Origin of the sequence: Salmonella sp. 32020114201800008SM (assembly GCF_017572025.1) — a bacterium.
Classification (GTDB): Bacteria; Pseudomonadota; Gammaproteobacteria; order Enterobacterales; family Enterobacteriaceae; genus Salmonella; species Salmonella enterica.
Map to the genome: position 1 here is coordinate 809,164 of NZ_JAGEQM010000001.1, position 25,306 is coordinate 834,469.

The window sequence follows — 25,306 nt, forward strand, 5'->3', positions numbered from 1 at the left end:
TACGTTATCCGTTGATTATCCTGCAACGCTCGCAAAGAATTTTTTGTAATCCGTCGTTGCAAGCACGGTTTCAAGCTGTGCGACCAGCGTACGCAGGCCGTGTTCATCTTCTTCGGTAAAACGGCCAAACGCTGTGCTATCTATATCCAGCACGCCGATAATCCGTTCGCCAACCGTGACAGGCAGCACAATTTCGGCGTTGCTGGCGGCATCACAGGCAATATGGCCGTCAAACGCATGAACATCATCAATACGTTGAACCTTATTCTGCGCTACCGCTGCGCCACACACGCCGCGACCAACCGGAATCCGCACACAGGCGATTCGCCCCTGAAACGGCCCCAACACCAGCGTATCGCCTTCGAGGAGATAAAATCCCGCCCAGTTCACCTCGGTAAGGCGTTCGAACAGTAGCGCGCTGGTATTCGCCAGCGTGGCCAGAAAGCTGGTTTCACCTGCCATTAACGACTGAAAATCGCGGTTTAACGCCGCGTATAGTTCTGTTTTGCTCATTATATAATCACTTCGTGGTCTTACTCCTAAACACAGGCTATTAAAATAAGCATTAAATGCGTTCTTGCTCAAGATTATTCCTGTCATGAGTTAAGATTACATTATTCTAACACTTTGATTCACGATACATGGCTCTGAACACCTCACACGTCACGCCAACAAAAAAGCTAACGATCAGGTCAATTAGCGAAGCGCTGCCGCGCAGCCACTACCAGCGCTGCCCTGAATGCGACATGCTGTTCAGCTTGCCGGAGATGAGCGCTCATCAAAGCGCTTATTGTCCTCGTTGCCAGGCCAAAATTCGCGATGGGCGCGACTGGTCGCTGACGCGGCTGACCGCGATGGCAGTAACCATGCTGCTATTGATGCCGTTTGCCTGGAGCGAACCGCTACTCCATATCTACCTGTTGGGCGTACGCATTGATGCCAATGTGATGCACGGCATCTGGCAAATGACGCAGCAGGGCGATCCGTTAACCGCCGCAATGGTGCTCTTTTGCGTGGTGGGCGCGCCGCTTATTCTGGTTTTTTCAATTGCTTATCTGTGGTTTGGCAGCCTTCTCGGCATGAATCTGCGTCCAGTCCTGCTGATGCTGGAAAAACTGAAAGAGTGGGTGATGCTGGACATCTATCTGGTTGGTATTGGCGTTGCCTCTATCAAAGTGCAGGACTATGCCTTTCTGCAGCCGGGCATCGGGCTTTTAGCGTTCGTTTCGTTGGTGGTTCTTAGCATTCTGACTATGATTCATCTGAATGTGGAGCAACTATGGGAACGATTTTATCCGCAGCGCCCTGCTCAACGTGCGGACGAAAGATTGCGCGTCTGTCTTGGCTGCCACTTTAGCGGCTATCCGGATGCGAAAGGACGCTGCCCGCGTTGTCATATTCCGCTACGGTTACGCAGAAAACAGAGCATACAGAAGTGTTGGGCGGCCTTGCTGGCGTCTATTGTCTTTTTGCTGCCGGCAAACCTGCTGCCTATCTCGGTAATCTACATTAATGGCGGGCGTCAGGAAGATACTATCCTGTCGGGCATTATGTCGCTTGCCAGCAGCAATATCGCCGTCGCCGCCGTCGTTTTTATCGCCAGTATTTTGGTGCCGTTTACCAAAGTCATCGTGATGTTTACGCTACTGTTGAGTATCCATTTTAAATGCCAACAGGGACTGCGGACGCGAATTCTGTTGCTGCGTCTGGTGACATGGATAGGCCGCTGGTCGATGCTTGATCTTTTCGTTATCTCGTTAACCATGTCTCTGATTAATCGCGATCAGATTCTGGCTTTTACTATGGGACCGGCTGCGTTTTATTTCGGCGCAGCGGTAATTTTGACTATTCTTGCAGTGGAATGGCTGGATAGCCGCTTACTTTGGGATGCACATGAGTCAGGAAACGCCCGCTTCGAAGACTGAAGCGCAAATTAAAACCAAACGCCGTATTTCACCTTTCTGGCTGCTACCGCTTATCGCGCTAATGATCGCGGGGTGGCTGGTATGGGATAGCTACCAGGATCGCGGCAATAGCGTGACTATCGATTTTATGTCGGCGGACGGTATCGTACCGGGCCGTACTCCCGTGCGTTATCAGGGAGTAGAAGTCGGCACCGTGGAAGATGTCAGTCTGAGCAAAGATCTGCGCAAAATTGAAGTTCGCGTCAGTATCAAATCAGATATGGAAGATGCGTTGCGCGAAGAGACGCAATTCTGGCTGGTGACGCCCAAAGCCTCGCTGGCGGGCGTTTCCGGCCTGGATGCGTTGGTCGGCGGGAATTACATCGGTATGATGCCAGGTAAAGGCAAGCCCAGAGATCATTTCGTCGCCCTGGATACACAGCCTAAATACCGGCTTAGCAACGGCGATCTGATGATTCATCTCAATGCGCCGGATCTCGGTTCGCTTAATAGCGGTTCACTGGTCTATTTCCGTAAAATCCCTGTCGGACGGGTGTATGACTATTCGATTAACCCTAACAAACAGGGCGTGACGATTGACGTTCTGATTGAGCGACGGTTTACCGATCTGGTGAAAAAAGGCAGCCGTTTTTGGAATGTCTCCGGCATTGACGCCGATCTCAGCCTGAGCGGCGCGAAGGTGAAACTGGAGAGCCTCGCGGCCCTGGTCAATGGCGCGATTGCGTTTGACTCACCGGACAATTCCAAACCCGCCGCCCAGGATGACACGTTCGGCTTATATAAAGATTTAGCCCACAGCCAACGAGGGGTAATCGTTAAACTTGAGCTGCCCAGCGGAGACGGTCTGAAAGCGGAATCTACGCCGCTAATGTACCAGGGACTGGAGGTGGGTGAGCTTTCTAAACTGACGCTCAACCCTGGCGGTAAAGTCACCGGAGAGATGACCGTCGATCCCAGCGTTGTTCCGCTGATGCGGGAAAATACGCGTATTGAGTTACGCAATCCCAAACTGTCGCTGAGCGACGCGAATATCAGTTCGTTGTTAACCGGAAAAACCTTCGAGCTGGTGCCGGGCGACGGCGAACCGCGCAGTGAATTTGTGGTGGTGCCGGGTGAAAAGGCCCTGCTGCATGAGGCGAATGCCTTAACCCTGACGCTGACGGCCCCGGAAAGTTACGGTATCGAACCGGGCCAGCCGTTAATTTTACATGGCGTAAAAATTGGCCAGGTCATTGAGCGCAACTTATCCAGTAAAGGCGTGTCATTCATCGTCGCGATTGAACCGCAGCACCGGGATTTGGTACAGGGCGACAGTAAATTCGTGGTCAACAGCCGGGTGGATGTCAAAGTCGGCCTTGACGGCGTAGAGTTCCTCGGCGCCAGCGCCAGCGAGTGGATTGACGGCGGAATTCGTATTTTACCCGGTACGAGCGGGAAGATGAAATCCACCTACCCGCTCTATGCTAACCTGGAAAAAGCGCTGGAAAATAGTCTCAGTGACTTACCGACTACCACCCTGACGCTGACAGCCGAAACGTTGCCGGATGTCCAGGCAGGTTCCGTCGTGCTGTATCGAAAATTTGAAGTAGGCGAAGTCATCACCGTTCGCCCACGCGCCAATACCTTTGACATCGACCTGCATATTAAGCCGGAATATCGCCACCTGTTAACCAGCAATAGCGTGTTCTGGGCGGAAGGCGGCGCGAAGGTGCAACTTAACGGCAGCGGCCTAACGGTACAGGCCTCGCCACTCTCCCGCGCGCTGAAAGGGGCCATTAGTTTTGATAACCTGAGCGGCGCCAGCGCCAGTCGGCGCAAAGGCGATAAACGCATTCTTTATGCTTCAGAAACCTCCGCTCGCGCGGTAGGCGGACAAATTACGCTGCACGCGTTCGACGCCGGAAAATTGGCGGAAGGGATGCCCATTCGTTACCTCGGTATTGATATCGGCCAGATCCAGACGCTGGAATTGATCACCGCACGTAATGAAGTGCAGGCAAAAGCCGTACTTTATCCGGAGTATGTACAGACATTTGCCCGCGCCGGGACACGTTTTTCCGTTATTACGCCACAAATTTCCGCGGCGGGCGTCGAGCATCTGGATACGATTCTCCAGCCCTATATTAACGTTGAGCCAGGACGCGGCGCGGCACGGCGCGACTTTGAACTGCAGGAAGCCACGATTACCGACTCACGCTATCTGGATGGGTTAAGCATCGTCGTGGAGGCGCCAGAAGCAGGCTCGCTTAATATTGGTACCCCCGTCCTGTTTCGCGGTATCGAAGTGGGAACCGTCACCGGAATGTCCCTGGGGTCGCTCTCCGATCGCGTGATGATCACCTTGCGCATCAGTAAGCGTTACCAATATCTGGTGCGTAATAACTCCGTATTCTGGCTTGCCTCCGGCTATAGTCTCGACTTTGGTCTGACAGGCGGCGTGGTGAAAACGGGGACATTTAATCAGTTCATCCGTGGCGGTATCGCCTTCGCTACTCCACCAGGTACGCCGCTGGCGCCAAAAGCGCAAGCCGGTAAGCATTTCCTGTTACAAGAGAGCGAACCGAAAGAGTGGCGTGAATGGGGTACCGCTCTGCCACGTTAAACACCCGGCTCCGGCGTACTCGCGCCGGAGCGTTTTATGCTACACTGCGCGCCTGTTTTTTTGCCGGCGATACACCTGTGGCTCAACACGCTGTCTATTTTCCTGACGCTTTTCTGACGCAAATGCGTGAAGCAATGCCTTCCACGCTCTCTTTTGATGAATTTATTTCGGCCTGCCAACGCCCGTTGCGCCGCAGTATACGCATCAATACGCTTAAAATCTCCGTGGCTGATTTCCTTGCCCTAATCGCGCCCTACGGCTGGTCGCTCACGCCAATTCCGTGGTGTCATGAAGGATTCTGGATCGAGCGCGATGATGAAGAGGCATTGCCGCTTGGCAGTACCGCTGAGCATTTAAGCGGCCTATTTTACATTCAGGAGGCCAGTTCGATGCTGCCGGTCGCGGCCCTGTTCGCCGATGATAATCATCCGCAGCGGGTCATGGATATGGCAGCGGCGCCTGGCTCCAAAACCACGCAGATCGCTGCCCGCATGGGGAACCGCGGCGCCATTCTGGCCAACGAATTTTCGGCCAGCCGCGTCAAAGTTCTGCACGCTAATATCAGCCGATGTGGAATCGCCAATACCGCACTGACGCATTTCGATGGCCGCGTATTTGGCGCTGCGTTACCGGAGATGTTTGACGCTATCCTGCTGGATGCGCCCTGCTCTGGCGAAGGCGTAGTACGTAAAGATCCTGATGCGCTAAAAAACTGGTCGCCAGAAAGCAATCTGGATATCGCGGCGACACAGCGGGAACTGCTCAACAGCGCTTTTCATGCTTTACGACCCGGCGGCACGCTGGTCTACTCCACCTGCACGTTAAATCGCCAGGAAAACGAAGAGGTCTGCCTCTGGCTGCAAGAGACCTACGCCGACGCCGTTGAATTTTTGCCGCTGGGTGATCTGTTTCCTGACGCTGACCGCGCCCTCACCCCGGAAGGCTTCCTGCACGTCTTCCCGCAAATTTACGACTGCGAAGGATTCTTCGTCGCACGTCTGCGTAAAATGTCATCCCTTCCAGCCATGCCCGCGCCGGGGTATAAAGTGGGGGCGTTTCCTTTTACCCCCCTCAAAGGCCGCGAAGCATTACACGTTACCCAGGCGGCCAACGCCGTCGGACTGTTATGGGATGAAAATCTCCATCTTTGGCAGCGTGAAAAAGAGGTCTGGCTGTTCCCGGCAGAGATTGAATCACTGATCGGAAAAGTCCGTTTTTCCCGGCTCGGCATTAAACTGGCTGAAAGTCATAATAAAGGCTATCGCTGGCAACATGAGGCGACGATAGCCCTTGCCTGCCCGACTCATGCTCACGCATTCGAACTCTCTGCGCAAGAGGCGGAGGAGTGGTATCGCGGTCGGGATATTTATCCGCAAACACCCCCTGCCGCTGATGATGTCCTGGTGACGTTCCAGCGTCAGCCGCTTGGTCTGGCAAAACGTATCGGCTCAAGAATAAAGAACAGTTACCCGCGTGAACTGGTGCGGGATGGCAAACTCTTTACTGGTAATAGTTAAAAGGCGCACAAAAAAACCGCACTTTTTGACTGGCGCTTTTGCGTACGTTGACTACGCTGAAAAATGGACGACTAAACTGGTCGTACCACAATTAGCGTATTAACGGAGAGCACGATGATGAAAACCAGTGTGCGCATTGGCGCTTTTGAAATCGACGATGCCGAATTACATGGCGAATCGCCGGGGGAGCGAACGTTAACTATCCCCTGTAAATCCGATCCGGATTTATGTATGCAACTGGATGCCTGGGATGCCGAAACCAGCGTTCCCGCCATTCTCAACGGGGAACATTCCGTTTTGTTCCGTACTCATTACGATCCTAAATCTGATGCCTGGGTCATGCGTCTTGCCTGACTCAAAAAGAACCCGTCGCCAGGCGGGTTATTTATTCTTCCTTTTCTCATTTCCCCCCTGCGCTAACCTCTCCTACACTATCGTGTAAAGTAGTTAACATTGAGGATGTAATGTTCGCGCTGGTACTTTTTGTATGTTACCTGGATGGAGGATGCGAGGATATTGTCGTGGACATCTACGATACCGAGCAGCAATGTCTTTATTCGATGGACAATCAACGGATTCGCCATGGCGGCTGTTTTCCGGTAGAGGATTTTATCGACGGCTTCTGGCGACCTGCGCAGCAATATAGCGATTTTTAACCCTGGTCGCTGATACCGCTATTGTATCCGCGCTAACGTCAATTGCCCGCCAAATACCGCGCCCGTATCAATATAGTGTACGTTGGCGAAATCCATGCGCCGGCGCAACGGCGTATGGCCAAACCAAAAATGATCGGCTCCGCTAATCCCACCGCGCTTATTTATGAGCCGTTCGCGGCTCCAGAGAACCTGATGTAAGTCGACCTTTTTTTGCCATTGATAGGTTGACGCTGGATAATCAGCATGAGCGATCACATGCGTGCTATGGCGGCAGCGAACTTCCAGTATCCAGGGCAGTCGCTGACAAAGGATAAAAAGCGCTTCAGCTTGCGCAGCGTGTTCAGCGGTCAGGCGGGTAAACCAGTCGCCACCATTCATCAACCACAGCGTCGACTGCGATGAGGCCCGCGCATCCAGCGCCATTTGTTCATGATTGCCGCGAACCGCCGTCATCCAGGACTCACGCAGTAAAGCCAGGCAACCCAGGCTGTCCGGGCCTCTATCAATGAGATCGCCCACAGAAACTAACAAGTCTTGTTGCGGATCAAATCGACACTCACGTAACCTTTTCATTAACATTGAAAAACAGCCGTGAATATCGCCAACCACCCAGACATGCCGCCAATTCTTTGCCTCTATTCGCTGATAAATCTCTTCAGGCCGCATCATGTTTTTCCTGTCGTTCATTATCCAGGACAGATATAAAAAGATAGCGTGTGCAGATTTTTTTGCTTAGTAAGCGTGCGCTGTTGTAAATAGCGAATTTCACCATTAGCGAGTAAATGCTTTGTTATCATCGCAATAAAATATAACTGGCTGCGCCAGGGGAGGGTTATCCCCTGGCGCAGCGAGCTACTCACTATCGCCTGTTCACCTTCAATACTCTTCCTCCTTAAAAACATATCGGAAACATAAACCACATCGCCTCAGCACACGATATAGCACACTCTTTAGCGGAGTGATCCTCAAGGCAAACCAGCGCCAATGCAGGTGTCGTTACCGTGGCGACCATCGCCCCCACAAACAGGCGCAGCACAATTTTTTTTAAAGGCGGCATAACCTCTCCTGACAGTTAACAGACCATTAATCCTTATCGAGACATCATCCGTGCGCGGGTATCATAAACTTAACAACACGCAGCGTTTCAAAAAAAGCTGTCTGGTTATACCGGCATTTAGAGTAATAACAATTATTTTAAGTTTTAAGTGTATCCATTTGATTTTTATATTAAAATAAATATGACGACGTTTTGTTAAAAGCGTCGCCATAAAAAATGAATATATAGTTTCAGAAAATCTGCTATTAATTCATATGGTTAATAGCAGTATTGTATTTACTACCTTCAGGAGGCATTCTGAAGATACTTATTCGCAATATTTTCTATAGTTAACTGAAATTGTTGTGGCGTTGGCATCGTCCCCTTATTAAACAGCGGCGTAACCTCTTTCATAACGATTTTCTCAGCATACGCTTTAAAAGATACCTGCTGATTATGATTTATAAACATATGCGGATATTTAATACTCGCTGCAGCAATGAGGGGGACGACAAAAGGATTCGCCCCTGCCCCACCTGGAGTAAATACGCCATTTTTTATCTCCCCAGGTAGCCCCGCATTCTGCGCAGCCTCTCCTATCTCTTTCAGAAAGGGGGTAATACTGACCCCTTTACTGATGAGTAATTTACAACAGTGATCTTTATTATTACTGTACACGGCTGATAATATGGCTTCGCATGTCTGACGAGCATAGGCCGGATCTTTACTCGCATTACCTTTGATATCCAGGCTATTGAGCTTTTGCAGCATAAAATCTTTAACAGTTTTACTGGTTAATACTGCCCTACCCTCAGAGGCGCTCCCACGATGAAAATGGGTAGTCGGTATGTCTGTTTGTTGATGCAGGCTAAAACGATCTGACAGACTCGTCGACAGGCTGATAAAGCTATTTCTAACGGCAGTAATACTTTTCGCAAAAATGTCCTTCTCCGTTGTTTTTTCTTTTACTGGTTCAACGTCACTTCTATGGATTCTGTAGTGCTGGGTGGATAGTGTTATGTTAGTCACGGTAGTTCTCCTTTTAGATAACTATGCATAGCTACACTTTGTTTATATTTCTTGCTTTCAAAAAATAGCCACCTTCTCCACAACCATTTTTACTCATTGATATTTATAAATTTTATTTTCCTGATGGATTTTGTTCTTCTGTCACTTAGCCTGTTTTTTTTCGGCGCAAGGTGATCGACTTTTATCGAGGAACATTTTTATCGGGACAATCCTGAACAGGTAAAACATCACTTCAATTCAACTGCTGCGTCACATAAAACATTCATGAATATTATTATTTATGCTGATGTTATTACGATTTTGCCCCCATTCGCAGGCTGGCTACCAATTATCCTGCCAGCGAGTTAGCCGCTTTTTCAAAACCTATAAAGTCGCCACGCCAAACCTCTCCGTCACTGTAATCCTTATCTAAACATCAATTAATTAACTGATTTTTATATATTATGACTTTTCATGACGTTCAGAAAAACTACAAATGAAATGGATTGACGCATCTATTAGTGGTCAAAAAAACGCGCTACGAGAAATAATCAGTAACAATTGCAACACTATTCCAATCATAACGTAAACTATATGATACCAGGCGATTATTATTGCTTTTAGGTAACATCTTTGTATGGCTGCTTTTAAGCAACAATACTCTAACACAACATATAACATTATAACTTACAATAGGTTAACAAATGGAATTACAGCTTATGCTTAACCACTTTTTCGAGCGCGTCAGAAAGGATGCAAATTTCAACGCATTTCTAATCGATCTGGAATATAATAATATCGCTTATTACATCTATTTTGTTGCTACCGGCAATGTGAAAATTATCACTCATGCAGGCCACTTCATTTCTATTAAAAGCAATAGAAAGCTGATTAAAGTCAATTCAACACCGAATACGCAATTAATAAAATTGACTTCAGATAAACACTTTTCGGGGGAGCATTCCTATGAAAAATACTGTACTGATCTGGCAACGGCAGGCGTTTTTAAATGGATTGTTGAATTAAACCAAAAAACTCGACAATACTGGTCGAAAGACAACCAATTATTATATATAGAAAATGTGGTCATGCCGCTTTAACAAGCCAGGGTAATAATAGCGTCAGTCGTGACATCCGGCGTGTTACGACTGCGGGTTATCCAATTTAGAGACCATAATGAGAGTCTGACTGCGAGAGTTACCCTGTGCAGTCCGACCGACGCAGCAACGTTTGACACGATTCTCGACAACAGCATCTCCTGGTGCAGGAGAAATGATATTCAAAGCGATATAGACTAAAAGCTCAAAATATTTGCCTTCTATTTATATTCTATCTAATTAATACCCTCCAGGAAGTGTGGCATAATTGCAGAATCTGTCAGGATTCCGGGAGCATACCGGAGCGTAATCGAAAAAACATCTGGAGATGTATGAGCAAGGATGAAATCAGTTATCAAATTCTTTACCGGTACTCTCTGGAAAAGCTATACAGTACTCTTACCAGAAGAGTAGATAACGTGCTGTCATTCGCCCTCGTTTTTCTCGGGGTCGGCGTCACCATAAACGTCGGGAGTCCCTTTATTCTGGGGCCAGGCATTGTGGGTATCGCCATACTAAAAAGAGTACTCCGCTTCGGCACGCGATCAGCACAGGCCGACCGGCAGTCCCGCGCCTGGCTGAAACTTTTTAATACTCAGCACCGCTTTCCTTCAGATAAAACACTGTTCCTTGCCTTCACATCGCTTGAGCAAGACGCGAGTGAAGTATGGTCCATGCTTATTGGTCCTGCCATCGTCATGACTGAGACCGCCCTCGGAAAAACGCCCATTGAGCCATTGACGGCGGGTGAAAAACTCTGTGCATTTTTGAGCGGCGCGACGAAATCCCAGCCAGCAGATCGCAATTGAACTGTCTTCTAAACGCCTGTGCCATACCACAGAGATTCAGTATAAAATTAATTAATGGAGTACTAACGCTGTCAGCAGGTTTCTCTGAGTGAAAGATTCGTATTATACGCACAGCCCAGTTTACAGTTTATATAACAGCGCAATATGTTTTTGTATCCGCACCATACCGCCTACAAGCGGCTGTCTGAGTACCTCTAGCCGTGCCAGGGGGTATTAGCTCAAATGTGAGCTGACAGCCAAACCTAATCTGACTGTCCGCCCTGTGCCAGAAGCGGACGCTGATCATGGTGTGTACAGGCCAGCAATACGATATATTTTAAAGCTACCTGATTGCAGCTTTCATAAAGCCAAGGTATTCAAATGCAGCAAAGCTATAAACCAGGCTTAATTAAATAATGCCTTTGCGAACCTACTTTAGGAAAGTCCGGTAGCGACATTTGAAGTATATAACCCTGTTTTTCATAAAAAGGGAGAGCCTGGAAGCTAAAGGTATCTACAAGTCCATGAACACAGCCTTTCCGCAAACCTTCTTTTTCGGCCATCTCCATAAGTTTACTACCCAGACCGTTGCTCCTTGCAGATTCACTTACCCAAAGATAGTCGATGCAGAGCCACGGACCTTTTCTGTCAGCAATTAATCCGCCTACCATTTCGCCGCTTTCGTTTCTGCAGTAGACCCCAAGCTGCCCATTTTTACTAAAATCGACGAACTGAGCATTGTAGCTTCTTAATCCGGCTAATAGTTCTTCTTTATCAAATTCAGTAACTTGATGTGTGATTTGAATGTTCATACTTATCCAATTGAACAAGTTTGCATTTGGAATATAACGTTATAAATAAGTTAATTAAATGTATCAATAGAAAGTTTGTTTTTACTCCTGGGGGCAGGCCACGTCCGCTACTCGCTTAAAGCAGACTGTCAGCTGGAGTCTGAGCCGGTACAATTAATGTGCCACTGGTTAGAAATCAGTAATACGATTTTATCAGGCTGGTGCTCTGGCCTGTCAGGATTTGAGGTATCTACCCGGTTTACCAGCCCCCTGTATTTGGCACCAGTGGAACCCACTTCCCGATCCAGGATATCCAGTACCCACCACCGAACCTCTTTCCCCAAAAGACATGAGCAACCTCAAGCGCCTTGTCTGGATGATAACCACGGTATGAAGTTTGATAACACGTGGAATCAGGGCGTATGGTTCGCTCTCCGTTCAGCAACTGGACGCCCTTCTCCCCAGCCTTTCAGCGTTGAAGATTTGCCAGCGCTGGGTGAAGAGTATAGGCGAATTATGAAAATCATTTCTGCCGTTTATACTTCGAAAAAGACGTTATCAAAAAGGTGGTTCGCAAGCGCGGAGTTATTAAACCTTTACTTAACGAAATACGGTTTAAGTTGCTTGAATTGCAGCAGAAAGAAAACGACGGCTTGCTGATGCTGGACAAATTAAGCAAGCATGGCATCAATGGACTGATACGCCGTCAATAAAAGGAAGGGTGCATGGACGATCCCGTCACATCACCAATCACAACAGAAGAGCACAAAACAACATTTCACAGTGTAAAGGATAAAACACGATGCCATTTTCAATCAAAAACATATGTTCAGGTCCAAAAGGACATTGCCCAGAAATCTCCAGCCCTATACAGGACAAGCCAGTACCGAGGAATTGCACACTGACCTCAACAACATGCGATATACAGAGCTATACAGTATTCAGCAGATGGTCCTGCAGTTATGAAATGCGCCCACCCGGTGCAGAAGAAAGAACCCCACGACTAAAATTCTCAGCGACGGAGCTCTCATGGCTATCTAAAACAATAGAAACAGAGAGGCGCAACACAAAAGAATGAGCCTGTCAGTAATTCTGTGTAACTGCCCAGTTATTAAAGGTGATCGCTCAGGCGGTCACCGAACTCGATAATAAAACGGCTCATCGCCAGCCGCCAGTTCTGGATCGGCATACTCCATTTTTTGACGCATCCTTGATCGCCAGATAAATAACTTTTCGTACTGAGTCATCCGTCGGGAACACCTTGCGTTTCTTAATCGCGGCACGGATCACGCAGTTCAGGGATTCGATTGCGTTTGTGGTGTAGATGGCCTTGCGGATATCCGGCGGATAACTGAAGAGCGTATTGAGGTTTTCCCAGTGCGCACGCCAGCTTTTGCTGATTTGCGGATATTTATCGTCCCGGGCTTTCGCGAACGCATCCATCGCCATCAGTGCCGCCTCTTCGGTCGGGGGCTGATAGACCATCTTCCGGCCGCTGGTGACGGCTTTGTAGTCTTTCCAGGCTACGTATTTCAGGCTGTTACGCACCATATGGATAATGCACAGCTGGATATGGGTTTGCGGGAAGACGCTGTTTATCGCATCCGGGAAGCCCTTCAGACCATCCACACAGGCAATCAGGATGTCCTGAACGCCCCGGGTTTTCAGCTCCGTCAGCACGCTTAGCCAGAACTTTTCGCCTTCATTTTCGGCCAGCCACATACCCAGTAACTCTTTCTGGCCTTCGGTGTTGATACCCAGTGCCAGGAAGACGGCTTTGTTGATTACGCTGCCATTCTGACGGACTTTGACGACAATGCAGTCCATATAAACAATGGGGTACAGCGCATCCGGTTGCCGGTTTTGCCTCTCAGTGACCTGCTCTTTTACGGCGTCGGTGACTTTAGATATCAGCGAGGGTGACACATTGGCGTCGTACATCTCTTTGCAGGTGGCGACGATTTCGCGGGTAGTCATGCCTTTGGCGTAGAGGGATAAAATTTGGCTGTCCATCTGCGTAATGCGCGTCTGGTGCTTCTTAAGCAGCTGTGGTTCGAAGGTGTTTTCACGGTCACGCGGTGTGTTGAGTTCTATCTCGCCGTCATCGCACAACACCGTTTTGGACGAGTAGCCATTACGGGTGTTTGAGCCTGTTTTGGGCGCATTTTTCTCATACCCGGGGTGGTCAGCCAGCTCCGCATTGAGCGCCGTTTCGACGGTTAATTTCGTCAGCATACGGGAAAACGAATTGAGGTCGGCTTCGGTTTTAAGGCCTTTAGCCAGTTCAACCGCAAGGGCTTTGAGTTTCTTTTCGTCCATAATTGCCTGTCTCCGTTACTGGAGTGAACATATCAAAAACAGGCAATTACACAATTTTACTTACAGTCTCAGTTCAGTCACATTATTGATGAGCGACTGTACGTTAAGCAAATCAAGACCGGGATGAAAATCGCTCTGCCACTTTCGCTCAACCTTCCTTCCATGGGTTTACGCCTCAGTATGGTGATTGAGCGTTGCCGTCTGGTAAGCCGTAGCGAATACCTTATCAGCGCTGGCATACGCAAAAACAGCCCGAACGGGAGTATTCATCCTGATAGCCTGACTAAAAAATTTGTTGCGGCACGAAAATTGACCGGAATAAATTTCAGTGAAAACCCACCGCCGTTTCACGAGATCCGCAGCTTATCCGGACGACTGTATAAAGACGCTTACGGCGAAGGGTTTGCTCAGAAACTCCTGGGACATACTTCAGAGAACACAACAAAAATATACCTTGATGGACGTGACGAAAAGGCATACATGATGCTCTGATTTTCTGTTTTAAAAATGTTAAATCAGGTTTTATCGTGGTATAAAGAAAAAAGACCGAATACAGAAATTCGGACATATTTCGGGCCATTTTGCGTATAAATCCCCCGACCAAACAAACTCACTGCCCAATACATCACTCCCCTCTTCCATTGGGGGACTCTCGATGCCAAATGCCCATGTAGACGAAGGCTTAATAGTGATGCCAACAAAAGCGATCGCGAAAAGTTGAACAGGTGGCTAGTTTCAGATTAAACACATTGGTTAGTCATCCTGAACAAGTAAAATCCGCCGCAACTGGCAACCATTCAATACTCGCACTATCGAACGATCGCCAGCTTGCCGCAGCCCGTTCTTGCATACGATGTGGCTGCGGTTCCATTACATCAGGAATGTGAAAATCGGGATAAACCTGCCACTTAACCTGAAGCAGGTCTTCATAGCGGGTGGTATACCGAGGCGAAAGCATTTCTCGCTTCATAGCCCACGGTTGCGGCATCCCCCACCCGGCGAAGTACAGCGTCCCCTTCCCGTCTTTTGCGTTAAGATGGTCCAGTACTTCCATCAGCTTCGCACTACCGGCGCGCGGCGCGTTATGTAAAATCACAGATTATCCTGCGATCGTGAAAATTCCCCCTGTCGCCGTCGGCGTATTAGCCGCCGGGGGGAGTAGCCAGGTACCTTTCCACGTCAGCCTGGAATGTGAGTCCGGCGCCGTATCCAGCCCCCGTCCAACCATTAGTGCCGCCAATGTCGCAATGGGGTTTGTCGTTAATCAACCAACCGCCGTGGCGGTGGCTCGTCGCCTGGGGATAACCGCATCCGCAGGCGGTCTGTCGTGGCTACTGGACGCCCATTATGGCGACCCCGGCGTAGCTTCCGGAGTGGGAATTCGCATCTATAACGATGCCGGTACGCCGATTAATCTGTTGCCCGATCGTATCAGGACGGGCATCGGCAACGCCCGAGGCTGGTATGGCTATAAAGATTTAACCACACGGGTATCATCCGGTTCAGTAGAAATCTACAGCGGTGATTTTACTGCCTCACTTGAGGCGATCGGCGGACAAACAGTAACAGCAGGAAGCGTTAATGCGCAATTACAGGCATCGCGTCGTAGTGTGTCTGGCATCTATATTACGTTATAAACTGTTTTGCTCTGGTAACCCATTATGTTCTGCGGCTACGTAATGGGTTTTACAAGCTCTGGTGATGAATCTGACTCAGAACAAATTCTTCCAGGTAGCCGTACGGCCAGGAGAAGTAATTTAGAAGCGGATCACAATTTTGTTAATTGATTATATTTTATCCCAAATGGCGCCAGTATTAAGGTCGCCATATAAAAACATTCTATTACAACGAGTTATCTCCTCCTGCCTCCGCCCCGGCGCAAAGCTATAGTTTTTTCTATCTCCTTGTGAAACAAACAATTATTCTTGCTATGGCGCTGATTAACAATCGTTCGCGGGCAACGTACATTCAGCGAGTTTCAGAGCTTCCTGACGGAATTCAGCCGGTGCTGTTTCTGGGGCTTCTTACTGGTTGATACAGATCCTGCCTCTTACTTGAGAATTTACTCATTTAGCCGTATGTCCATTATGGGTGGATAAGATCATTTATCATCGTAAGGGTTGAAAGCGATAAGTTAAACTTGTCCTGGCTCAACAAGGGACCCGACTAATGATGAGCTCTTCATCTTCAAGGCGTTTTATGCCTTCCAGCAAGAATAGACATTAAATCGACAACTGCTGCCAGGTCTTACAGGCGCAGTGGACAATCGTGTGGTAACAGCCTGAGTCATTTATTATTTTTCTCATTCAGCATAACTGCGTCTTCTGATAGAGAAATTTTTATCTAAACATATAAAAAACACAGTGAAGAAAACGCTACTTTTTTCTAGCTAAAAAGCTAAATTAATTTTTTTACGGAGAGGATCTTATGCGCAAGGTGTCGATATCTATATTATTCATGCTAGTTTCACTGACTTGGGGGACTACATGGTTGGCCATGCGAATTGCCGTTGAAACTATCCCTCCAGTGTTTGCAACCGGAATGAGGTTTATGTTTGCAGCACCTTTTTTAATCATCATTGCATGGTTAAGAAAAAAAACACTGTTGTTTCCTCCCGGACAACGATTATTCCAGTTTGTGATATGCATCTTTTATTTTTGCATTCCTTTCTCACTAATGATTTATGGTGAAACCTATGTCAACTCTGGGCTTGCCGCCATTATCTTTGCGAATATGCCTGTGGCCGTTTTGATAGCATCGGTTTTGTTTCTAAATGAAAAAGCGAAACTAATGCAGATCGCGGGCTTAACTATCGCAATCACTGCATTGACGGGGATACTTCTTGAAGAAACGAATACAAGTACAGAGAGTCACTGGCAGGGTATCACTGCGCTTATTTCTGCTGTGTTAATCCATGCCATAATATATACACAATGTAAGAAAAGAAGTTGTACTGTCTCTGTTATCACATTTAATGCGCTCCCGTGCCTTTTAGCTGGGTTGATACTTTCTGCGACAGGATGGTTTTTTGAAAGACCACAAGTATCAACCTTCTCAGTACACTCAATATTAGCTACCCTGTATCTCGGGGCTTTTGCCGGAGTTTTTGGTATCCTGTGCTACTTTGCACTTCAGCAAAAGGCTAATGCCTTCCAGGCTTCGCTTGTATTTCTTATCTTTCCGCTGATTGCGGTAAGTCTGGAAGACTATATTTATGGATATGCTATTTCAACACACTCAATGCTGCTTATTATACCATTAGTTATCGGGATATTTCTTACTCTTGTCGCCAGAAATATCCCTGTAACCAGCAGATGCCGGGATAACTCATCACAGAAATAATCGATTTATAATAACGCAAATAATTCCTGATGCCTTACTGAGCTCCGGCTAATGCGGGGTGGATAAGCTGGAATACAGACCCGGTAATACACAGCGATTATATTAACAAGCAATGTAATAAAGGAGTTTTTTATGTTCATGTTTCTGCCATTCTTGCTTGCACTGAGCGTGGCAATGGGGGCCATAAACAGAAAGGATAAAGTCAGCTACATTCTGTGGGCCGTTTTACTCATCGTCACTATTTTATCATTCATTCATCATATGACCAATTCGCTGACTTTGTCATTTTAAGGAGTGTGTATGAAAACGCATCATCATCCAACAACATTTGTTCATCTGATTAATCAGATGGGACTCCTTGGGATATGCGTTGCTCTGGTTGTAGCCTTTTATTATCAACTCGTTAGGCATGAGCTGCCTTGTCCAATTTGCTTATTACAGCGGGCTGGCCTCATCATCACCGGTTTTGGCTTTTTATTTAACCTCTGCTTTGGTCTACGAGGTATACATTACGGGATGGTAATTATTGGCAGTATCCTGACCGGAGTTATGGCATCCCGGCAAATATGTTTGCATATCATGCCCGGTGACACAGGATATGGTTCTGCATTTTTTGGATTACACTTTTATACCTGGACTCTGATTACGTCAATTCTCATTATTATTGCTGTTGCGGTAGTTCTGGCAATCAGTAGCATGAATGTTGCATTTCGTTCATTGAATATTAATCCGAACCTGTTCAGTATTGTCGGTTGGGTATTTCTATTACTGATTACTGCCAACCTTATTTCAACTGTACTGGAATGTGGCGGAGGGGAATGTGCTGCTAACCCGGTCACATATAAGCTACTGTCGAAACAGGATATTGCCTTTCTGAAAACAGGCCTCCTGACGAGGGCAGTTCTCCGGTTATGACGCACTTTTAAAATGACTGATTGGTAAATATATAGCAAGCACCTGTCTTGTAGAAATTGGAATGGTTATGGGCTAACACGGAAGTTACAGTAACATTGAAATGTTGCAATAACAGGAATCAAACTTACAACCTTCGCATTACGAATTAGTAGAATCACATTTAACTAACTGTTTCAAATACACATTTCCGCATTCCCATTGCTCAACTCAATGGCACATGATGTTAGAAATAGAATGATGCTTCACCATGTTTGACACAAAAATGGCACACCCTATAAAGCATCCACAGCACATATTTGGGTGGCACGCACCGTGGAAATACTGCATTACCCTAACACAGGGAATTTTCTGTACAGCGTCGACAGCCCCGCATCATAAATAATCGCTACCTGCTGTCGCGGTACTCCTGCCCTAATAAGGCACCCTGCCTGCGCCCATTGCTCCGGCGTCAGTTTTGGCCTACGGCCACCAATGTAGTGGCACTGTAGTGGCACACTGGGTACTGAAGCAATGGCCACAACTGGCGCTTGATGCTATCAGCCAGATAACCTTCCAGATGGATAACAAACATAGCAGCTATCCTGCCTGTATCGGAATTGTAAAACCAGACGTTGACCATCTTCATCAAGGTTAAAGGAACAAAGAGCTCTTTAAAGTAACTCTTTGTTCCATTACGATAGTTTAAATATGATGTTCTGAATGGGCCTTCACTACATGAACAGGAAAGGCTCAGGATAACCACTTCTCAGACATTAAAAGCAAATGAGAAAACCAAGGGGGCCTAAACCTGCCGCCAGGGAACAAACCTTTGCACAGTCTGCAGTGCTACCACCGTCCCCTATGCACCCCAGGGCGAACGCTGGCTGGGCAGCAGACGACAACAGCAGAAGAGTTGTTATGAATAAAACTTTACGTGATTTAATAAGAGAAAACATATTATTACCCTCATAGTAAGCAGTATTAAATAAGCCGGGATATATCTGATGTTCAATCAGTCCCTCATATAGGGTTAGCACCATAGCGAGTCGTTTTCACAAAAAACACAGACTGTTGAAACTTTATTTATCACTTTGACATTTGCAATACATGACACATGATTAGCTTCAGCCGCCATTATAGGGAAAGCTCCATTTCCATACTCATTTACTCACTTCTCCCTGCGGAAAAAGAAATGCAGTATAGCCAGCGTGATGCTTTTGCTGAAACCAGGCGCGAGCAACACGGCAATGATGATCGGCGTCAGAATGAGTTCGGAATCAGCATTGGCAAACAAGGCGCACAGTCGTTAATACCCACCAGCAGTTCCGGCAGGACTGCGACAATGTCGTAAGAGAGGCCTTCAGCCAGGCAAAACAGCGCTACGGTGCGCCCCGGCTTGCTGAGGAAGTGAACCTGGGGCCTGAGGTACAATGTAAAACGATAGCGTCCAGCCTGCGCCGTCAGGGTCTGCGGCGATCTCAGTCCGGAACAATTTGAAAACCAGAACCTCGCTTAAGGCTGTGTCCACAATACGCGGACAGGATCAAAACTGTTAGTGTGGCTGGCTTACAAGAATGAAGTGAAGTTGATTGATATAACAAACACTCCTGATAATGTTAACTGGCCTGTTCCTCCGGGGGGGCGAGCCAGCCATGATTTGAAAAGCACATGAAATCACTTTCACATGAATTAATTTACATTGAAAATAAAATATAATAGTGCTTATCATTTTTATTTAAGTTAAATATTTTATAAATGGTTTTTATTTACTCACCTGATGGTAATGAATAACGTTTAATATCTATAGTAAAGGATGCTGTAACCGTAAGGATAGTGTGCCACAATTTAACAGGTAAAATATTATGAAACACGTTAAGAGCGTATTTTTAGCAATGGTTTTAATATTACCATCTTCACTATATCCTGCTCTTACAATAGCGGCAGACTCTCAAGATCATAAAAAAGAAGAAACAATTAAGCCAATGCCTAAAAAGTGGTGTAATCTTTGGCCTGCTGACATACCCTTCCCTGAAGATTGGTTTAAAATGTGTAGAGGTTATTGAGTATAAATTTAATATACTAGCCAGTAACCATATCAGTTATGACAGACAGGCCTTCTTCATATTTGCTATAAATAAGGCCTGAGCTTTCCTGACAAATTATAAACTACTGGCTGGTTTCTCCGGCCAGACAGGCTTTAAAGTATCAACACGGTTTACCTGTACCCGGTACTTTCTCCATGCCAGAAGAGAAGCTTTTTCTTTATTGGTTGCTTCGTCCAGATCCACTGCATCCTGTAACGGCGCGATTTTTTCAGACGCTATTTGCAGGAGTCTGTTTTTCGTTCCTTCAGCTTCACGAAGTCTGGCTGCGGCCTCCGCAGCTTCATCATTCATCCAGACCTGAGCCTTACTATCCCATTTTTTGTATCCACCACCTGGTGAAACTGATGTGACGTTTTCAGGTAGCGGACCAAGATCGGAGATATAAACCTGATTGCCGGTTGTTGTGTCGTAAACCGTCTCGCCGCGGTGATCCTCCTGCAGACTCCACGTTTGGGTTTCAGCGTCAAAAACAGCAATATGACTGGAGGGAATATCAGGAGGGGCTATATCAGTACAATTTGCCGGGCGACGCTGTCCGGGGGGGACCTGACCACATCCGGCCCCCATTGCAGGTAATGCAACAGATGTAATTTTCCGGTCTTCTCCGGCGCTTTTATTGTGCTGAAAAATTGCCAGTAACGCAGCCCGTGTTGCATTATAAACCGCGTCGGTGCCGTCAATAATCAGCGGAACGCGCATCGTCGGGGCGTGAACCAGCCACGGATGTTTACTGTTACCCGTTTCAATAACAAAGGCGGTGCCGACGGGCTGTTCCCCCAGGTATTCACGGATGATATTTTGCTGTACCCGTTCCTGTAATTGCGACCCGAAATATGCCGTAATAGCAGCATCCACACCGCCGTCCATAAGACCAAAGGTTTCCGCATTACCGTCTGCGTCCACAATAACGACGTGTCCGTGTGGACCGATATACATGGTGTGCTCGTGTCCTCCGATATAAACTGTATGCGCATGGTCGCCAGCGGCCTGTGTCCACGCACCACCTCCAGGCTGAAATGAAGTGTGATTGGAATCTCCCCAGTATGAATTGATATAACCGCCGAACTGGTTAGTATGATTGCCCGTGGTATTAACGCCCCTTTTCGGAGTCAAACCAGTTCTTACGCTCTTTTGGAGTCATTTTATTCGGGTCCTGATGTTCAGCAGCCTGGGAAACGGGCGTTTCCATCAGTACGCGGATCACATCCGTCAGGAGATACAGCTTGTTTTTTTCATTGCTTCCCAGTGCCAGGGGAACGCCCGAGAGGCGACTGACAACCGTCTGTCGATGTAACCCTGTAATAGCGGCAAGCTGACAGATATTGCATTTGAGGTTCTTCAGTTCGTCATCCATTTTTACCTCTGGGGCTGTTTCTTAGCGCGCCCTCCCCCGGAAAAACAAAATATAATGAACAAAAAACATACAAACCATCATCTTTTAAAAATAAATGACATTAAAACAGAGGGTTACAACATGATGATGATGCATGAAAAATCAAAAATGCGCCAAATCCCGCGCCGCTGCCGTCCCGTGGCAGACCGCCCCGCCGGGAGTACCTTTTTAAAATGCGAACAATTATCAACAACTACCACTTAATGATTATTTATTTCATTTTGCGATATTGATTATCATTTTCAATAACAACACACAGAGAACATAAATGAAAAACATCATCACTATTATCGTAGCCATTATTATCGTTTTTTATGCAGGTATGTGGTCGCAGAAATTCCTGATGGAAGATGAGTGCCTTGATTCAGGTGGTTCATACAATGAAAATGGAATTTGCAATATTGCAGGCAGTCATCAGGATGTTCCCCCTAAGTAAGCAGAATGCTTTTTAAATTCGTTACCCACCTCTACAGATAAGGAGGCGAATGGTCACTAAAAGTAAAATCCATTGCAGAAGAATTTCCGGAAAGTTGTTATTCCAGCACCCCGACAGGTTATTCAGACAGATTTCAGCTATATCAAAACTGAGTGAGTACTTATCAGTTTCATCTGGTGAAAAACCTGTTCTTATTCATCTGGTTCCATCTGATGATATGTAGTCACTTTTTTACAGCAATATTACAGGGGGAGTTTCAATGCCTCCTGTAATTATTTGACTCTCTCACCGAATCATATACTCGTTCACACGTCATTCCTGCCCGGTAGCGCTCGTCAGCGATTCCAGCATAATGTTTAGCTTCTTCTGCAATATCTCCGAGCATGTTGGCAAGCATTCTGGCGTCGGCGTTGGTTGTTTTGCTTCTGACTGCAGCGGCAAGATTTGCGGTGTGCTTTGCGGCGTCCAGGCGGGTGGCAAGTTTTTTTGCTTCGGTACGCAGCTGGCTAACAGTGGCAGACAGGCCAGCAGCAGTGGCAGCAGATTTAGCGGCTTGCGCTTGTGCATCTTTCACAGCCTCATCACGGGCAATAACGCGGCCCTGTTCAATAATACGGGCGGCGGTCTGGGCGTTGACTTCCTGAGAGGATTCAGCGCTGTCGCGATCTGCCCATTTTTTTTGCCAGCCCCTGTCACTCCAGACATTACCGGCGATAAACGCACCAGCCATCAGCAAAATAAACACCAGCTGCAACCAGTATCTTTTCAGAAGAGCAGATAACAGACTCATACCAGCACCGATTTTGCTTTCTCAAAGCGCTCCCGCCGATCACCGATGCCGTTCCGCCCTCCGTTGATGATCTGCGTAACTCGTACCAGGTCGCCGGAATATTTCAGACACCCTTTAGTCACAAAAAGCCACGCTGCGGATCGGGCGGCATGACGTTCTAGCTCAAGCTGTCCTGGATTCGCCACTAGATCCAGTTTCAGTGCAACGCCACATCTGGTGTAATTCTCCAGCCCGGTAATCCTGATCTTCGCCGAACGTGGTGCGAAAGCTTTCTTGCCGTTCATGGCGTTCGCGATCCGGACTGGTACGAATATGTGCCTGATAACACCCCAACAACCCATTAAGAAAATGCAGCAAGGCTTAGTCAGGCGGGCAAATGTCTGCGGGATATTGAGGCAGGGAGATTTCAGTGTGATGAAGAAAAACAGCAACCGACAGGCGAACTGGCAGATGAACCAGCAACGCCTGAAGCAGTGGAACAGGACACAACTGAACATCATCCGGACCCACAGCCGCTGGAGAATGAACCACCTGTAAGCCAGACAGAAGCAGGCTACCAGAAAATACGGGCAGAACTGCACGAAGCACGTAAAAACATTCCACCCAAAAACCCGGTTGATGTTGGTAAACAACTGGCAGCCGCGCGCGGTGAATATGTCGAAGACATCAGCGACCCGAACGATCCGAAGTGGGTTCATAACAATTACAGCGCCTCAAATCAGGGTGAAAAAGAAGAAGTGGTGCCGGAGGAAAAACAACCAGCAGCAGAGCCGGAGGCTGTCACCAGAAACGCGGACGGGACTTTCGATGTATCAGCGCTATTCCCGCCCCCCTCAAACCAGACCGAAAAAACGGAAGCCAGAACAGAAAGAGATGGAGAAACGCCGAAAGAGAGCAACCAGCAGGAAACGGCTGGCGATACAGGACAGGAAATTACAACGGACGGTGGATCAGGTACAACTTCATAGCGCAAAACCACACGCCAGTGGCGCTTATTGAAAAACTAAAAGGAACGGACTCATTCACTGTGTCCGCATGGATTGATCGCTATGAGGTTTTATTACAGCGCCGGAGTCTGTCGGTTAATACCTACAAGATTCGCAGTAATCAATTAGCGACCGTACGCGAAAAAATGGGAGAAATAATACTGGCAGAAGTAACAACCCGGCACATTGCCAAGTTTCTTGAGTCGTGGATAACCGAGGGAAAAAACACTATGGCGGGAGCAATGAGATCAGTTCTATCTGACATGTTCAGAGAGGCTATTGTCGAAGGGCATATTGTGAAAAACCCGGTGGAAGCAACCCGGATACCAGAGATTAAGGTTGCCAGGGAACGCCTGCAACTGGAAACATATAACGCCACGCGGACGGCGGCAGAATATCTGCCTGTGTGGTTTCCTCTTGCGATGGATCTCGCGCTGGTTACTGGCCAACGCCGTGAGGATATAGTTAACATGAAGTTTAGTGATATCGTTGATGGTCGCCTACACGTAACCCAGATAAAGACAGGAATGAAGATAGCATTCCCCCTATCCCTGACCCTTCAGGCGCCAGGGTTACGTCCGGGACGGTTATCGATCGCTGCCGACTGGTAAGCAGAACCGATTTCATGATCAGTGCCGGAATCAGGAAAAATAGCCCGACCGGGAATATTCACCCGGATGGGCTGACAAAGAAATTTGTAAAAGCCAGAAAAATTTCAGACGTTAAATGTAGTGATAACCCACCGACATTTCACGAGATCCGTAGCCTGCTCGGGCGGTTGTACAAAGACGAACGCGGCGAGGAATTCGCTCAAAAACTCCTGGGCCACACCTCAGAGAACACCACGAAACTCTATCTCGATGAACGCGATAATAAAGCTTACGTGATGCTCTGATTTTGTTGTAAAAGAAATGTTAAACTGGATTTGGATGTGATATAACCAAAAAGACCGGAATACAGAAATTTGAGGAAATTTCGAGGGGAAACACATAACCCATTGATTTATAATCCAAATAAAAAGAGACCGAATACGATTCCTGTATTCGGTCCAGGGAAATGGCTCTTGGGAGAGAGCCGTGCGCTAAAAGTTGGCATTAATGCAGGCTAAATCGCCTTGCCCTTTAAGAATAGATGACGACGCCAGGTTTTCCAGTTTGCGACGAAGGTGATTGAAAAAACCTGGCGTTTTGTCTGTTATCAGAGATAAAAAAACCGTAAGCCTTTTCGTGAAGGTTTACGGTTTTTTATTAAAAATCAGTCAGCTATTGGATGGATCACAAAGCTTTTGCGCACGTTCGATAAACGGCGCCAGACTCATTTTCTCACCGGGCTTCGCCGGGTTATCGATTTGAATGACGGCAATAGGCTGAGCGCGCGTTTTACCCTCCGCTACTTGCTGTTCGGCAATGGCATTCAAGGGATACTGCACCAGCGTACTGGGGTTGATCACATAGAGCGCCTGGCCAGGCCGACAGGTCAACATGACCTCTTCCCGATTAAACGCCCACTTGTCTTTTCCTACTTCAAAACGACTTACGGTAATCACCTGCGGCGCCGCCAACGCTACGCCCGAAGTGGCCAGCAGAAGCGCCGGAAGGAGTATTTTTTTCATTCGTTATGC

24 protein-coding genes and 13 pseudogenes are annotated in these 25,306 nt (G+C 47.5%); 20 read left to right on the plus strand and 17 right to left on the minus strand.

Going from position 1 to position 25,306, the window contains the following annotated elements; all coding sequences use genetic code 11:
• Nucleotides 1–15 precede the first annotated feature (15 nt).
• Nucleotides 16–513: a GAF domain-containing protein gene (locus tag J4613_RS04070; protein ID WP_001518229.1), complete on the minus strand. Its 498-nt coding sequence runs from the start codon at nucleotides 511–513 to the stop codon at nucleotides 16–18.
• A 128-nt stretch (nucleotides 514–641) separates the two neighbouring features.
• On the opposite strand from J4613_RS04070, the gene yebS reads away from it, so the two are divergent.
• The 5 genes from yebS to J4613_RS04095 all read left to right on the plus strand — a co-directional run bounded on the left by yebS (nucleotide 642) and on the right by J4613_RS04095 (nucleotide 6,700).
• Entirely contained in the window at nucleotides 642–1,925 is a 1,284-nt protein-coding gene (gene yebS / locus J4613_RS04075) for a membrane integrity lipid transport subunit YebS (protein ID WP_001207294.1), read from the plus strand.
• Nucleotides 1,894–4,527, plus strand: a complete 2,634-nt coding sequence (locus tag J4613_RS04080; RefSeq protein ID WP_001521100.1) for a PqiB family protein — start codon at nucleotides 1,894–1,896, stop codon at nucleotides 4,525–4,527. Before yebS ends, J4613_RS04080 begins: the two co-directional genes overlap by 32 nt.
• A gap of 77 nt (nucleotides 4,528–4,604) precedes the next feature.
• A complete protein-coding gene (gene rsmF / locus J4613_RS04085; protein WP_079898836.1) occupies nucleotides 4,605–6,044 on the plus strand; it encodes a 16S rRNA (cytosine(1407)-C(5))-methyltransferase RsmF in 1,440 nt (479 codons plus the stop codon).
• Nucleotides 6,045–6,161: 117 nt separating this feature from the next.
• Nucleotides 6,162–6,398, plus strand: a complete 237-nt coding sequence (locus tag J4613_RS04090) for a YebV family protein (protein ID WP_024131108.1) — start codon at nucleotides 6,162–6,164, stop codon at nucleotides 6,396–6,398.
• Between the two features lie 110 nt (nucleotides 6,399–6,508).
• A complete protein-coding gene (locus J4613_RS04095) occupies nucleotides 6,509–6,700 on the plus strand; it encodes a YebW family protein (protein ID WP_111742326.1) in 192 nt (63 codons plus the stop codon).
• Nucleotides 6,701–6,718: 18 nt separating this feature from the next.
• On the opposite strand, the gene pphA is transcribed toward J4613_RS04095, so the two are convergent.
• The 4 genes from pphA to sopE2 form a co-directional block, all read right to left on the minus strand.
• Nucleotides 6,719–7,369 (minus strand): protein-serine/threonine phosphatase, encoded by a 651-nt coding sequence (gene pphA / locus J4613_RS04100; protein WP_000986176.1) that lies wholly within the window; start codon nucleotides 7,367–7,369, stop codon nucleotides 6,719–6,721.
• Between the two features lie 17 nt (nucleotides 7,370–7,386).
• Complete coding sequence (locus J4613_RS22850) at nucleotides 7,387–7,602, minus strand: hypothetical protein (RefSeq protein ID WP_001574231.1); 216 nt, start codon at nucleotides 7,600–7,602, stop codon at nucleotides 7,387–7,389.
• A complete protein-coding gene (locus J4613_RS04105; protein WP_001134856.1) occupies nucleotides 7,593–7,757 on the minus strand; it encodes a membrane protein in 165 nt (54 codons plus the stop codon). Before J4613_RS04105 ends, J4613_RS22850 begins: the two co-directional genes overlap by 10 nt.
• A gap of 285 nt (nucleotides 7,758–8,042) precedes the next feature.
• On the minus strand, nucleotides 8,043–8,765 hold the full coding sequence (sopE2, locus tag J4613_RS04110; RefSeq protein WP_064047387.1) for an SPI-1 type III secretion system guanine nucleotide exchange factor SopE2: 723 nt from the start codon (nucleotides 8,763–8,765) through the stop codon (nucleotides 8,043–8,045).
• A gap of 683 nt (nucleotides 8,766–9,448) precedes the next feature.
• Here sopE2 and J4613_RS04115 point away from each other — a divergent pair.
• Together J4613_RS04115 and J4613_RS04120 are read left to right on the plus strand one after the other, a co-directional pair.
• Nucleotides 9,449–9,844 (plus strand): DUF1398 domain-containing protein, encoded by a 396-nt coding sequence (locus tag J4613_RS04115; RefSeq protein ID WP_000422890.1) that lies wholly within the window; start codon nucleotides 9,449–9,451, stop codon nucleotides 9,842–9,844.
• 329 nt (nucleotides 9,845–10,173) lie between these two features.
• On the plus strand, nucleotides 10,174–10,650 hold the full coding sequence (locus J4613_RS04120) for a hypothetical protein (protein WP_000030946.1): 477 nt from the start codon (nucleotides 10,174–10,176) through the stop codon (nucleotides 10,648–10,650).
• Between the two features lie 371 nt (nucleotides 10,651–11,021).
• Here the strand turns inward: J4613_RS04120 and J4613_RS04125 are convergent, their stop codons facing one another.
• Nucleotides 11,022–11,441, minus strand: a complete 420-nt coding sequence (locus J4613_RS04125; RefSeq protein ID WP_001025517.1) for a GNAT family N-acetyltransferase — start codon at nucleotides 11,439–11,441, stop codon at nucleotides 11,022–11,024.
• A 369-nt stretch (nucleotides 11,442–11,810) separates the two neighbouring features.
• On the opposite strand from J4613_RS04125, the gene J4613_RS04130 reads away from it, so the two are divergent.
• Entirely contained in the window at nucleotides 11,811–12,080 is a 270-nt protein-coding gene (locus J4613_RS04130) for a hypothetical protein (RefSeq protein ID WP_001752421.1), read from the plus strand.
• A gap of 165 nt (nucleotides 12,081–12,245) precedes the next feature.
• Nucleotides 12,246–12,386: a hypothetical protein gene (locus tag J4613_RS04135; protein WP_001617922.1), complete on the plus strand. Its 141-nt coding sequence runs from the start codon at nucleotides 12,246–12,248 to the stop codon at nucleotides 12,384–12,386.
• 145 nt (nucleotides 12,387–12,531) lie between these two features.
• Here J4613_RS04135 and J4613_RS04140 read toward each other — a convergent pair.
• Nucleotides 12,532–13,739: pseudogene (locus tag J4613_RS04140) on the minus strand (IS256 family transposase).
• A 69-nt stretch (nucleotides 13,740–13,808) separates the two neighbouring features.
• Here J4613_RS04140 and J4613_RS04145 point away from each other — a divergent pair.
• A pseudogene (locus J4613_RS04145) lies at nucleotides 13,809–14,231 on the plus strand (tyrosine-type recombinase/integrase); the annotation flags it as partial.
• Nucleotides 14,232–14,646: 415 nt separating this feature from the next.
• On the opposite strand, the pseudogene J4613_RS04150 reads toward J4613_RS04145, so the two are convergent.
• A pseudogene (locus J4613_RS04150) lies at nucleotides 14,647–14,823 on the minus strand (DUF4113 domain-containing protein); the annotation flags it as partial.
• Here J4613_RS04150 and J4613_RS04155 point away from each other — a divergent pair.
• From J4613_RS04155 to J4613_RS04170, 4 genes and pseudogenes are all read left to right on the plus strand, one after another.
• Nucleotides 14,756–15,376, plus strand: a pseudogene (locus J4613_RS04155) (fimbrial protein); the annotation flags it as partial. The pseudogenes J4613_RS04150 and J4613_RS04155 sit on opposite strands and share 68 nt — an antisense overlap.
• A gap of 790 nt (nucleotides 15,377–16,166) precedes the next feature.
• Nucleotides 16,167–17,081 carry a DMT family transporter gene (locus tag J4613_RS04160; RefSeq protein WP_001233445.1) on the plus strand — a complete coding sequence of 305 codons (915 nt, stop codon included), beginning with the start codon at nucleotides 16,167–16,169 and terminating at the stop codon, nucleotides 17,079–17,081.
• 132 nt (nucleotides 17,082–17,213) lie between these two features.
• On the plus strand, nucleotides 17,214–17,372 hold the full coding sequence (locus tag J4613_RS04165) for a DUF5993 family protein (RefSeq protein ID WP_000480735.1): 159 nt from the start codon (nucleotides 17,214–17,216) through the stop codon (nucleotides 17,370–17,372).
• A 9-nt stretch (nucleotides 17,373–17,381) separates the two neighbouring features.
• Nucleotides 17,382–17,996 carry a disulfide bond formation protein B gene (locus J4613_RS04170; protein ID WP_111742325.1) on the plus strand — a complete coding sequence of 205 codons (615 nt, stop codon included), beginning with the start codon at nucleotides 17,382–17,384 and terminating at the stop codon, nucleotides 17,994–17,996.
• 326 nt (nucleotides 17,997–18,322) lie between these two features.
• Here J4613_RS04170 and J4613_RS22855 read toward each other — a convergent pair.
• Both J4613_RS22855 and J4613_RS22550 read right to left on the minus strand, forming a co-directional pair.
• Nucleotides 18,323–18,555 (minus strand): annotated as a pseudogene (locus J4613_RS22855) (helix-turn-helix domain-containing protein); the annotation flags it as partial.
• A gap of 588 nt (nucleotides 18,556–19,143) precedes the next feature.
• On the minus strand, nucleotides 19,144–19,269 hold the full coding sequence (locus J4613_RS22550; protein ID WP_001574229.1) for a hypothetical protein: 126 nt from the start codon (nucleotides 19,267–19,269) through the stop codon (nucleotides 19,144–19,146).
• Here J4613_RS22550 and J4613_RS22555 point away from each other — a divergent pair.
• A pseudogene (locus tag J4613_RS22555) lies at nucleotides 19,269–19,448 on the plus strand (IS3 family transposase); the annotation flags it as partial. The gene J4613_RS22550 and the pseudogene J4613_RS22555 sit on opposite strands and share 1 nt — an antisense overlap.
• A 389-nt stretch (nucleotides 19,449–19,837) precedes the next feature.
• A complete protein-coding gene (locus J4613_RS04185; protein ID WP_001751604.1) occupies nucleotides 19,838–20,038 on the plus strand; it encodes a PagK family vesicle-borne virulence factor in 201 nt (66 codons plus the stop codon).
• 96 nt (nucleotides 20,039–20,134) lie between these two features.
• Here J4613_RS04185 and J4613_RS22560 read toward each other — a convergent pair.
• The 4 pseudogenes from J4613_RS22560 to J4613_RS04195 form a co-directional block, all read right to left on the minus strand.
• Nucleotides 20,135–20,605, minus strand: a pseudogene (locus J4613_RS22560) (tail fiber assembly protein); the annotation flags it as partial.
• Nucleotides 20,606–20,614: 9 nt separating this feature from the next.
• Nucleotides 20,615–20,959, minus strand: a pseudogene (locus tag J4613_RS22565) (macro domain-containing protein); the annotation flags it as partial.
• Nucleotides 20,957–21,172: pseudogene (locus J4613_RS22570) on the minus strand (tail fiber protein); the annotation flags it as partial. The pseudogenes J4613_RS22570 and J4613_RS22565, both read right to left, overlap by 3 nt.
• A 1-nt stretch (nucleotide 21,173) precedes the next feature.
• A pseudogene (locus J4613_RS04195) lies at nucleotides 21,174–21,434 on the minus strand (DUF1441 family protein); the annotation flags it as partial.
• A gap of 54 nt (nucleotides 21,435–21,488) precedes the next feature.
• On the opposite strand from J4613_RS04195, the gene J4613_RS04200 reads away from it, so the two are divergent.
• Together J4613_RS04200 and J4613_RS04205 are read left to right on the plus strand one after the other, a co-directional pair.
• The gene (locus tag J4613_RS04200; RefSeq protein WP_001034748.1) at nucleotides 21,489–21,677 is read left to right on the plus strand and encodes a hypothetical protein; all 189 of its coding nucleotides are present in this window, start codon (nucleotides 21,489–21,491) and stop codon (nucleotides 21,675–21,677) included.
• A 64-nt stretch (nucleotides 21,678–21,741) separates the two neighbouring features.
• The gene (locus J4613_RS04205; RefSeq protein ID WP_000789530.1) at nucleotides 21,742–21,909 is read left to right on the plus strand and encodes a lytic enzyme; all 168 of its coding nucleotides are present in this window, start codon (nucleotides 21,742–21,744) and stop codon (nucleotides 21,907–21,909) included.
• A gap of 256 nt (nucleotides 21,910–22,165) precedes the next feature.
• Here J4613_RS04205 and J4613_RS04210 read toward each other — a convergent pair whose 3' ends face one another.
• Nucleotides 22,166–22,699 carry a DUF2514 domain-containing protein gene (locus J4613_RS04210; RefSeq protein WP_000055326.1) on the minus strand — a complete coding sequence of 178 codons (534 nt, stop codon included), beginning with the start codon at nucleotides 22,697–22,699 and terminating at the stop codon, nucleotides 22,166–22,168.
• Nucleotides 22,696–22,944: pseudogene (locus tag J4613_RS04215) on the minus strand (glycoside hydrolase family 19 protein); the annotation flags it as partial. The gene J4613_RS04210 and the pseudogene J4613_RS04215, both read right to left, overlap by 4 nt.
• Here J4613_RS04215 and J4613_RS22575 point away from each other — a divergent pair.
• Together J4613_RS22575 and J4613_RS04225 are read left to right on the plus strand one after the other, a co-directional pair.
• Nucleotides 22,933–23,394 (plus strand): annotated as a pseudogene (locus J4613_RS22575) (DNA breaking-rejoining protein); the annotation flags it as partial. The pseudogenes J4613_RS04215 and J4613_RS22575 sit on opposite strands and share 12 nt — an antisense overlap.
• A gap of 263 nt (nucleotides 23,395–23,657) precedes the next feature.
• Nucleotides 23,658–24,580, plus strand: a pseudogene (locus tag J4613_RS04225) (tyrosine-type recombinase/integrase); the annotation flags it as partial.
• A 363-nt stretch (nucleotides 24,581–24,943) separates the two neighbouring features.
• Here the strand turns inward: J4613_RS04225 and J4613_RS04230 are convergent.
• Nucleotides 24,944–25,297 (minus strand): YebY family protein, encoded by a 354-nt coding sequence (locus J4613_RS04230; RefSeq protein WP_000722368.1) that lies wholly within the window; start codon nucleotides 25,295–25,297, stop codon nucleotides 24,944–24,946.
• Between the last annotated feature and the right edge of the window lie 9 nt (nucleotides 25,298–25,306).

Excerpts from the sequence above, each read along its gene's own strand:
- J4613_RS04070 (WP_001518229.1), bottom strand. The coding sequence starts at position 513 with ATGAGCAAAACAGAACTATACGCGGCGTTAAACCGCGATTTTCAGTCG.
- yebS (WP_001207294.1), top strand. The coding sequence starts at position 642 with ATGGCTCTGAACACCTCACACGTCACGCCAACAAAAAAGCTAACGATC.
- J4613_RS04080 (WP_001521100.1), top strand. The coding sequence starts at position 1,894 with ATGAGTCAGGAAACGCCCGCTTCGAAGACTGAAGCGCAAATTAAAACC.
- J4613_RS04090 (WP_024131108.1), top strand. The coding sequence starts at position 6,162 with ATGAAAACCAGTGTGCGCATTGGCGCTTTTGAAATCGACGATGCCGAA.
- J4613_RS04095 (WP_111742326.1), top strand. The coding sequence starts at position 6,509 with ATGTTCGCGCTGGTACTTTTTGTATGTTACCTGGATGGAGGATGCGAG.
- pphA (WP_000986176.1), bottom strand. The coding sequence starts at position 7,369 with ATGATGCGGCCTGAAGAGATTTATCAGCGAATAGAGGCAAAGAATTGG.
- J4613_RS22850 (WP_001574231.1), bottom strand. The coding sequence starts at position 7,602 with ATGTTTTTAAGGAGGAAGAGTATTGAAGGTGAACAGGCGATAGTGAGT.
- J4613_RS04105 (WP_001134856.1), bottom strand. The coding sequence starts at position 7,757 with ATGCCGCCTTTAAAAAAAATTGTGCTGCGCCTGTTTGTGGGGGCGATG.
- J4613_RS04115 (WP_000422890.1), top strand. The coding sequence starts at position 9,449 with ATGGAATTACAGCTTATGCTTAACCACTTTTTCGAGCGCGTCAGAAAG.
- J4613_RS04120 (WP_000030946.1), top strand. The coding sequence starts at position 10,174 with ATGAGCAAGGATGAAATCAGTTATCAAATTCTTTACCGGTACTCTCTG.
- J4613_RS04125 (WP_001025517.1), bottom strand. The coding sequence starts at position 11,441 with ATGAACATTCAAATCACACATCAAGTTACTGAATTTGATAAAGAAGAA.
- J4613_RS04130 (WP_001752421.1), top strand. The coding sequence starts at position 11,811 with ATGAAGTTTGATAACACGTGGAATCAGGGCGTATGGTTCGCTCTCCGT.
- J4613_RS04135 (WP_001617922.1), top strand. The coding sequence starts at position 12,246 with ATGTTCAGGTCCAAAAGGACATTGCCCAGAAATCTCCAGCCCTATACA.
- J4613_RS04160 (WP_001233445.1), top strand. The coding sequence starts at position 16,167 with ATGCGCAAGGTGTCGATATCTATATTATTCATGCTAGTTTCACTGACT.
- J4613_RS04165 (WP_000480735.1), top strand. The coding sequence starts at position 17,214 with ATGTTCATGTTTCTGCCATTCTTGCTTGCACTGAGCGTGGCAATGGGG.
- J4613_RS04170 (WP_111742325.1), top strand. The coding sequence starts at position 17,382 with ATGAAAACGCATCATCATCCAACAACATTTGTTCATCTGATTAATCAG.
- J4613_RS04185 (WP_001751604.1), top strand. The coding sequence starts at position 19,838 with ATGAAACACGTTAAGAGCGTATTTTTAGCAATGGTTTTAATATTACCA.
- J4613_RS04200 (WP_001034748.1), top strand. The coding sequence starts at position 21,489 with ATGAACAAAAAACATACAAACCATCATCTTTTAAAAATAAATGACATT.
- J4613_RS04205 (WP_000789530.1), top strand. The coding sequence starts at position 21,742 with ATGAAAAACATCATCACTATTATCGTAGCCATTATTATCGTTTTTTAT.
- J4613_RS04210 (WP_000055326.1), bottom strand. The coding sequence starts at position 22,699 with ATGAGTCTGTTATCTGCTCTTCTGAAAAGATACTGGTTGCAGCTGGTG.
- J4613_RS04230 (WP_000722368.1), bottom strand. The coding sequence starts at position 25,297 with ATGAAAAAAATACTCCTTCCGGCGCTTCTGCTGGCCACTTCGGGCGTA.